Source organism: Chloroflexota bacterium (assembly GCA_018648225.1).
GTDB lineage: Bacteria > Chloroflexota > Anaerolineae > Anaerolineales > UBA11858 > NIOZ-UU35.
Map to the genome: position 1 here is coordinate 1 of JABGRQ010000034.1, position 6,736 is coordinate 6,736.

At 52.6% G+C, this 6,736-nt stretch carries 7 protein-coding genes; 4 read left to right on the plus strand and 3 right to left on the minus strand.

What is annotated here, in order from left to right:
- Both HN413_01545 and HN413_01550 read right to left on the minus strand, forming a co-directional pair.
- Positions 1 to 656: hypothetical protein (locus HN413_01545; protein ID MBT3389075.1), on the minus strand; the 656-nt coding region annotated here is incomplete at its 3' end.
- Positions 657 to 1,073: 417 nt separating this feature from the next.
- On the minus strand, positions 1,074 to 1,742 hold the full coding sequence (locus HN413_01550) for an HAD-IA family hydrolase (protein MBT3389076.1): 669 nt from the start codon (positions 1,740 to 1,742) through the stop codon (positions 1,074 to 1,076).
- Positions 1,743 to 1,900: 158 nt separating this feature from the next.
- On the opposite strand from HN413_01550, the gene HN413_01555 reads away from it, so the two are divergent.
- The 4 genes from HN413_01555 (at position 1,901) to HN413_01570 (ending at position 5,917) form a co-directional block, all read left to right on the plus strand.
- Positions 1,901 to 2,275 (plus strand): hypothetical protein, encoded by a 375-nt coding sequence (locus HN413_01555; GenBank protein ID MBT3389077.1) that lies wholly within the window; start codon positions 1,901 to 1,903, stop codon positions 2,273 to 2,275.
- The gene (locus HN413_01560) at positions 2,268 to 4,331 is read left to right on the plus strand and encodes a hypothetical protein (GenBank protein ID MBT3389078.1); all 2,064 of its coding nucleotides are present in this window, start codon (positions 2,268 to 2,270) and stop codon (positions 4,329 to 4,331) included. The genes HN413_01555 and HN413_01560 overlap by 8 nt, the downstream gene beginning before the upstream one ends.
- A 248-nt stretch (positions 4,332 to 4,579) precedes the next feature.
- Entirely contained in the window at positions 4,580 to 5,029 is a 450-nt protein-coding gene (locus HN413_01565; protein MBT3389079.1) for a rhodanese-like domain-containing protein, read from the plus strand.
- Positions 5,030 to 5,917: an ROK family protein gene (locus HN413_01570; GenBank protein ID MBT3389080.1), complete on the plus strand. Its 888-nt coding sequence runs from the start codon at positions 5,030 to 5,032 to the stop codon at positions 5,915 to 5,917. It begins immediately after the preceding gene.
- Between the two features lie 10 nt (positions 5,918 to 5,927).
- Here the strand turns inward: HN413_01570 and HN413_01575 are convergent.
- A partial coding sequence (locus HN413_01575) for a GAF domain-containing protein (protein MBT3389081.1) occupies positions 5,928 to 6,736 on the minus strand: 809 nt, incomplete at its 5' end.

A 6,736-nucleotide genomic window follows, 5' to 3' on the forward strand; every position in this document is an offset into this window, starting at 1 on the left:
AGATCAAAAAGGTCTGGAATGTTGGCAAGAATCAGTACAAGCGAATCGTGATAATCGCCGATTTGGTCACGGTACCAGGGATCGGGGAAACGGCATAAATTATAGGGTGTTTTCTTCCCGCCAGGAGCAGCTGCTAACCGGGTTTTGAAATCGGCAATTTGTTCTTCGGTGCAGGGATCAAGCGTATCAAATACAATTTGAACGGCATTACGACCATGCTCGGAAGCGACGCGTTCCTTGAACAAGGCCAGGTTCCATTGGATGTCAGGAACGCGGCCGTTAGAATCGATCCAGGCGTAGGCGCCATCTACGGTGGTAGAAATCCAGTCTTGCAAAATTTCATCGCTAAGAACTTCATAACGGATGGCGCGCCAATCGTCAATGGTGAGGAGACCAAGCAAATCGAGAATATTGGGTTCGTCTTGCCAGTCTTCAACTTCGCCCGTCTCGTAGCGCAATTGAGCCTGACGTTCCGCGTACCATTGCAGCCCGGCAGGGATCAGATCGGATTGTGTGGCAATATCTGTGAGAATTTGTTTGACCAACGGCGCGTTGAATACGACCCGTCCGGTATCATACACCAGCACTGATACTAGCAACGCAGCGATAAATATAATTACAGAGATAAAAGCGAGTATTTTTCCTACGATTCTCATGTGCAGCCTCCTGAACGATGTCGTTCCCCAATTGCTTGCAGACATCCAAGAATAGTATACACTAATCGCGCCCCTGTGTAGCGCGCGACCATCCACAAGCGTTAAACGCCAGGGCGCAAAGTTGCAAAGACGCCAGGTATGCTTGGTTCATTCTCTGCACCTTTGCGTAAAAAAGTTCCGCAATCTTGTAATTTTCAACAAAAGCTTGAGTACGCGTCATTCCGAGCGCAGCGAGCGCAGCGAGCGCAGCGAGCGCAGCGGAGTGAAGAATCCCTTAGCCGGAATGTTAAAAAGTGCCTATGCAAGTGATGAGTCAAGCCGCTTCAAAGGGATTCCTCGCTACGCTCACTGCGCTCGGAATGACAACGATGGTTTCTCTATTCAAGCTACTATTGACCGATACATATTTTCCGCAATCTACTTAAAATCTTCGCGATCAATGTTTTGCAGCAAACGCTCAAGGGAGATTTCGGCCAGCGAATTCAGGCGCAAATCGGCATGGTCGAGGGGGAGTTGGCGCGTCAGAGCATTGGGCACAGCCACACAGAAAATGCCTGCCTGTTTTGCCGCGGTCACACCATTGGATGAATCTTCCAGCACGATGGCTTCTGTAGCAGCTAATCCCAGTGACGCCAGCGCCAGTTGAAATAGCTCCGGGTGGGGTTTGGTCTGTGTGACATCATCGGATGTATGCACAACATTAAAATAACGTCTCAGGTCCAGTCGGTCGAGATGCCAGCCGACCCACTCAATATCCGAACTGGAAGCCACAGCCAGTTTCAGGCCCAGGCGCCGGGCAGCATTGAGATAGTCCAGCACGCCGGGTAAAATCGGTTGTAGCATAACCAGTTCTAATTCGCGCTGCAAACGTTGTTCGCCTGCAGCGCGGTCCAGCTCTTGCCCCAGAAGCGCTTCCAGCCGCGCCAGCGGGTCAAAATGCTCGTTGGATGATCTGCCGATGACCTGCCCCCACTCTTCAAAGGGTAATTCTTGCCCGTATTGCTGATAGAACTCCCGCCAGGATTGGTAAACCGTGCTTTCAGTATCCAGGATCAAACCGTCAAAATCAAATATAATGCCGCGTATCAAAGTAACTCCTTTATATATCGATGTCGTTAGTGCGCTCTATTTTACAACCTTTTGATGTGTTCATCGTAAGAATCTATTATATGGCTTGCCCACCTTGTCCCCCTACTTTCGGGTATCTTCCTGTATAATTGACGCAAAATCAACGGAGGCGTTCTATGACTGGTAAAGAAGACAAACCCACTAAATATGACGGTAATTTTTTTCGCGGCATCAGCAATGAAATCCGGCTGGTTTTCCGCTTGATGGCCGATAGCCGTGTCCGGTGGTGGCTCAAAGCGCTGCCTTTTGCATCGATCTTGTACTTTATTTTTCCGGATATTGCCCCCGGCCCCATTGATGACGCATTGGTAATTTTTATTGGCGTGTATACGTTTATCGAGTTGTGCCCGTCTGAAATTGTGGAGGAGCACCGCGAAATTTTACGGAATACCATTCCTGGCGAGTGGAGTGACCCGAAGGATGAAGAACCAGAAATTGTTGAAGGGGAGTATGTTGACGAAAACGAACCGCTCCAAGAGATTGATGAATAAATCACTCAAATATTTTTCCAATATGCTCCTGTTCTCATTATTATTCGCGGCCTGCGGATTGTTACCCAAGGCCGACGCTACGACTCCGTTGCCCACTTTTACTGTGCCAATCAGCGAGCCGACGCGGACGCCTTTCGCCCCTGAAACCGCCGCGTCAGCCCCGGAGGTAGAATCCACCCAACTGGCAGAATCAACTCTCGAGCGCGTCCGCTTTGCCATCATCGGGGATTATGGTCTGGATGGTCAGGCCGAAGCCGATGTCGCTGCACTGGTCAAAGGCTGGGTGCCCGATTTCATTCTCACAACGGGCGATAATAACTATAAAGCAGGCGCCGCCGATACAATCGATGCCAATATCGGGCAGTATTATCATGAATTTATTGCTCCTTATTCTGGCAGCTATGGAGCGGGAGCTGAGAACAATCGCTTTTTCCCGGTGCTTGGCAACCACGACTGGCGCACGCCGGATGCACAACCGTATCTTGATTATTTTGAGCTGCCCGGTAACGAGCGTTATTATGAATTTGCCTGGGGACCGTTGCACTTTTTTGCCCTGGATAGCGATTCAAATGAGCCCGATGGCGTGGGCATGTCTTCTGTCCAGGCAGCCTGGTTGCAACAGGCTTTGGCAGCTTCGCGCGCCCCGTGGAAGATTGTTTATTTTCACCACCCGCCCTATTCTTCGGGTGTGCATGGTTCCATTGATTGGATGCGATGGCCTTTTGAGACCTGGGGCGCCAGCGCAGTCATCGCTGGGCACGATCATATTTACGAACGGCTGACAATTGGAGCGCTGCCTTATTTCATCAACGGGCTGGGCGGCGGGCCGCGCTACGAGTTTGGCGCTATTTTGCCCGAAAGTCAGGTGCGTTATAACAGCAACCACGGCGCCATGCTGGTTGAAGCCGATGCCGCCGAAATTACTTTCCAATTCATCACCATTAACGGCGAGATTATCGATAGCTACACGCTGCCCCCGCCCGAAACCGCGCCCGAAAATGTGCAAACCCTGCCCGACGCGGCACAATACCAATGGGCCGAGATCGCCCAGGGGTTGAGCAAGCCGGTTGGCCTGACTCACGCCGGGGATGCCAGCGGAAGACTTTTTATCATCGAGCAGCCCGGTACGATCCGCATTTGGCAGAACGACGAATTGCTGCCAACCCCGTTCTTGGATATTCGTACCCGCATCGACGATAGCGGCAGCGAGCAAGGTTTGCTGGGTTTGGCCTTCTCACCGGGTTACGCGCAAAACGGCTACTTTTTTACCAACTATACCGATGCCCGCGGCGATACGGTAATTGCCCGCTACCGCGTCTCTGCCGACGCGGATATTGCCGATCCTGCCAGCGAAGAAATTTTGCTCACCATAAAACAGCCCTACGGCAACCACAACGGCGGACATCTAGTCTTTGGCCCGGATGGCTATCTCTATATCGGCACCGGCGATGGCGGCTCGGCGAATGACCCGGAAGGTAATGCTCAAAATCTGAACACGCTGCTGGGCAAAATGCTGCGCCTGAACGTGGATACAATCCCCTATTCCGTTCCAGCCGATAATCCTTTTGGCAACGAAATTTGGGCGTATGGTTTGCGCAATCCGTGGCGTTATGCTTTTGACCGCGCCAATAGGGATTTGTATATTGGTGATGTGGGACAAAACCAGTGGGAGGAAATTGACTTCATCGAATCTGGCGCGCCCGCAGGGGCTAACCTGGGCTGGGATGTGATGGAGGCCAGTCATCCCTTCGAGGGTACTGCTCCCGAGGGGATTCCCCTGATCGCGCCTGTGGCGGAATACAACCACACCGAGGGCTGTTCTGTCACCGGGGGCGTGGTCTATCGCGGGGCAATGCCTGCATGGCAGGGCGTCTATCTCTATGGCGATTTCTGTTCCGGGCGGGTTTGGGCTTTGCTGCGCACAGTGGATGGCACCTGGCAAAATGCACAACTTTTCGAAACCGGCGTGAATATTTCGGCCTTTGGCGAAGATGAAGCCGGAGAAGTGTATCTGGCCGATTTGCAGGGGCGCATCTTCCGGCTGGAAGACAACTAAGACCTGAATAAACCTGATTGCTCAGGCTACGCCTTCGCAATCAAGATTTCGCAAAAAAGGGTGTGTATGGGGTGCACAGCACCCCATACACACCCTTTTTTGCGACTTTTCCCCGCCGTAGGCAGGGGGTGCCGAGATAGTAGTTATTTGGAAACAACTCTTAATGTAACCAACCTGGGCTTAGCGCATCCAACCATTTACAGGTAAAATCTTCGCCGAACAGGCGTAATTCTCAGGAGTTTATTATTATGGCAAAGAAAAAATCGAAACGCAAAAACAAACAACAACAATCCAACCTGATGTGGGCTGGAATTATTTTCGTGATTCTCCTGGCCGTTGGCGGCCTGGCTTTCATCATAAGCGGCGGTTCTTCAGCCGGACTTCCCGGCGAGATCACAGTTGAAGAAGCCTATCAAAAATACGAAGAAGGCGCGTTCGTGCTCGATGTGCGCACCCCCGAAGAATGGGCCGAATACCATGCCCCCGATACTACCCTGATCCCACTGGATGAACTCCCAGCCCGTGTGAATGAAGTTCCCAAAGACCAGGAGATTGTTGTGATCTGTCGCTCTGGCAATCGCAGCCAGGCCGGGCGCGATATTCTGCTTCAGGCTGGCTACGAAAATGTGACCAGTTCGGCGGGCGGGCTAAAAGCCTGGAGCGCGGCGGGTTACCCAATTGAGGGCACGCGCCCCTAAATGACTCTTTACGGCGGCATCGAAGCAGGGGGCACAAAATTCGTTTGCGCAGTCGGCACTGGCCCCGAAGATATTCGGGATGAAGCCCGTTTTGCAACTACAATGCCCGAGGAAACACTCCCTCGGGCGATTGCGTTTTTCCGGCCTTATGCCGAAGAACTTGCCGCCATCGGCGTCGGTTCGTTTGGCCCCATTGACCCGCGCCCTGCTTCACCAACTTTTGGCTATATCACCACCACACCCAAACCGGGTTGGGCACAGACCGATTTTGTTGGCGCGTTGCGTGCAGTTTTTGATGTGCCCATTGGCTTCGATACCGATGTGAACGCCGCTGCATTGGGCGAGCATCGCTGGGGCGCAGCGCAGGACTTGGATACGTTCATTTATCTGACGATTGGCACAGGAATTGGCGGTGGGGCGATGGTGGAGGGTAATCTGCTGCACGGGGTGATGCACCCCGAGATGGGGCATATCCGCTTGCCACATGATCGGGGGCTGGACCCCTTTGAGGGTTGCTGCCCCTTTCATGGGGATTGTCTCGAGGGTTTAGCCTCCGGCCCGGCGCTGGAATCACGCTGGGGCGGAGGCGCCGAAAGCCTGCCCAATGCACATCCCGCCTGGGAGCTTGAATCCAGTTATCTGGCGGATGCCATCATTAATTTCACTCTGTCCCTGGCTCCACAGCGTGTAATTTTGGGCGGGGGTGTGATGCAGCAAACGCATCTTTTCCCGTTGATCCGACAAAAAGTTCAGACCCGGCTGAATGGTTATTTGGCGGTGACTGAGATCAGCGATCAAATGGATGGTTTTATTGTGCCCCCGGCGCTTGGCCAGCGGGCAGGGATTTTAGGGGCGCTGGCGTTGGCGCAACAGGCGTTTCACAGTTAGGCTGCGGTATTTACCGTTTATCAACTGGCCCTAGCAACGGGTCATTCGCAATAGGGGTCATTCCGGCGTTTTCCAATTGCGTGCGCAGTTTTACAATCACCCGTTTTAGCTCAGCCATACGAACTTCTCGCCCTGCGGTCAGGTTGACGAAGCTTTGCAATTCTTCGGTGCGCTCCTGAACGCGTCGCTCCATCTCGTTGGTATCTTGGATCACGCGGGCGTATAAACGCGCATTCTCAATGGCCTGGGCCGCCTGAGCTGCGAATGGCTGGGTAAGTTCGGCTTGCTCCGACGAGTAAGCTTCGAGCTGGTTGCTATCGAGCGTGAGAAAACCAATCAGGGTATCACGAACAATCAGCGGAACACCCATCCAACTGGCTATATGTTCAGAATCCCCCCAATTTTTAAATCGGGCATCTTTTCTCGGATTGTTCAAGATTAGCGGTGTGTGTGTTTGCAGGATTTCTGCAAACAGCTCGTCTTCACCGGGGAAAAGATGCCCTCTGGGTGATCGGGTGAGATTGCGATCGACCATCACGCGCAATCCGGCGTCTTCATACAGGAAAATAGCACCGCTATCAAAGAGGATTACTTTGCCGATTTGATCGAGAATGAGTTCCAGTACCTGATCTAACTCTAAAGATGTAGTCAGCGCTGCGGCAATGGTGTTGAGGGTTTCTAGTTGTGCGGCATATTTTTTTAATGCGTTTTCTGCCTGCACCCGGTCGGTGATATCCTGCACTGTACCCATAGAGCGCAAAGCTTGACCCGACGCGTCATACTCGGTTTCGCAGCGTTCGTTTATATATTTGATGCTTC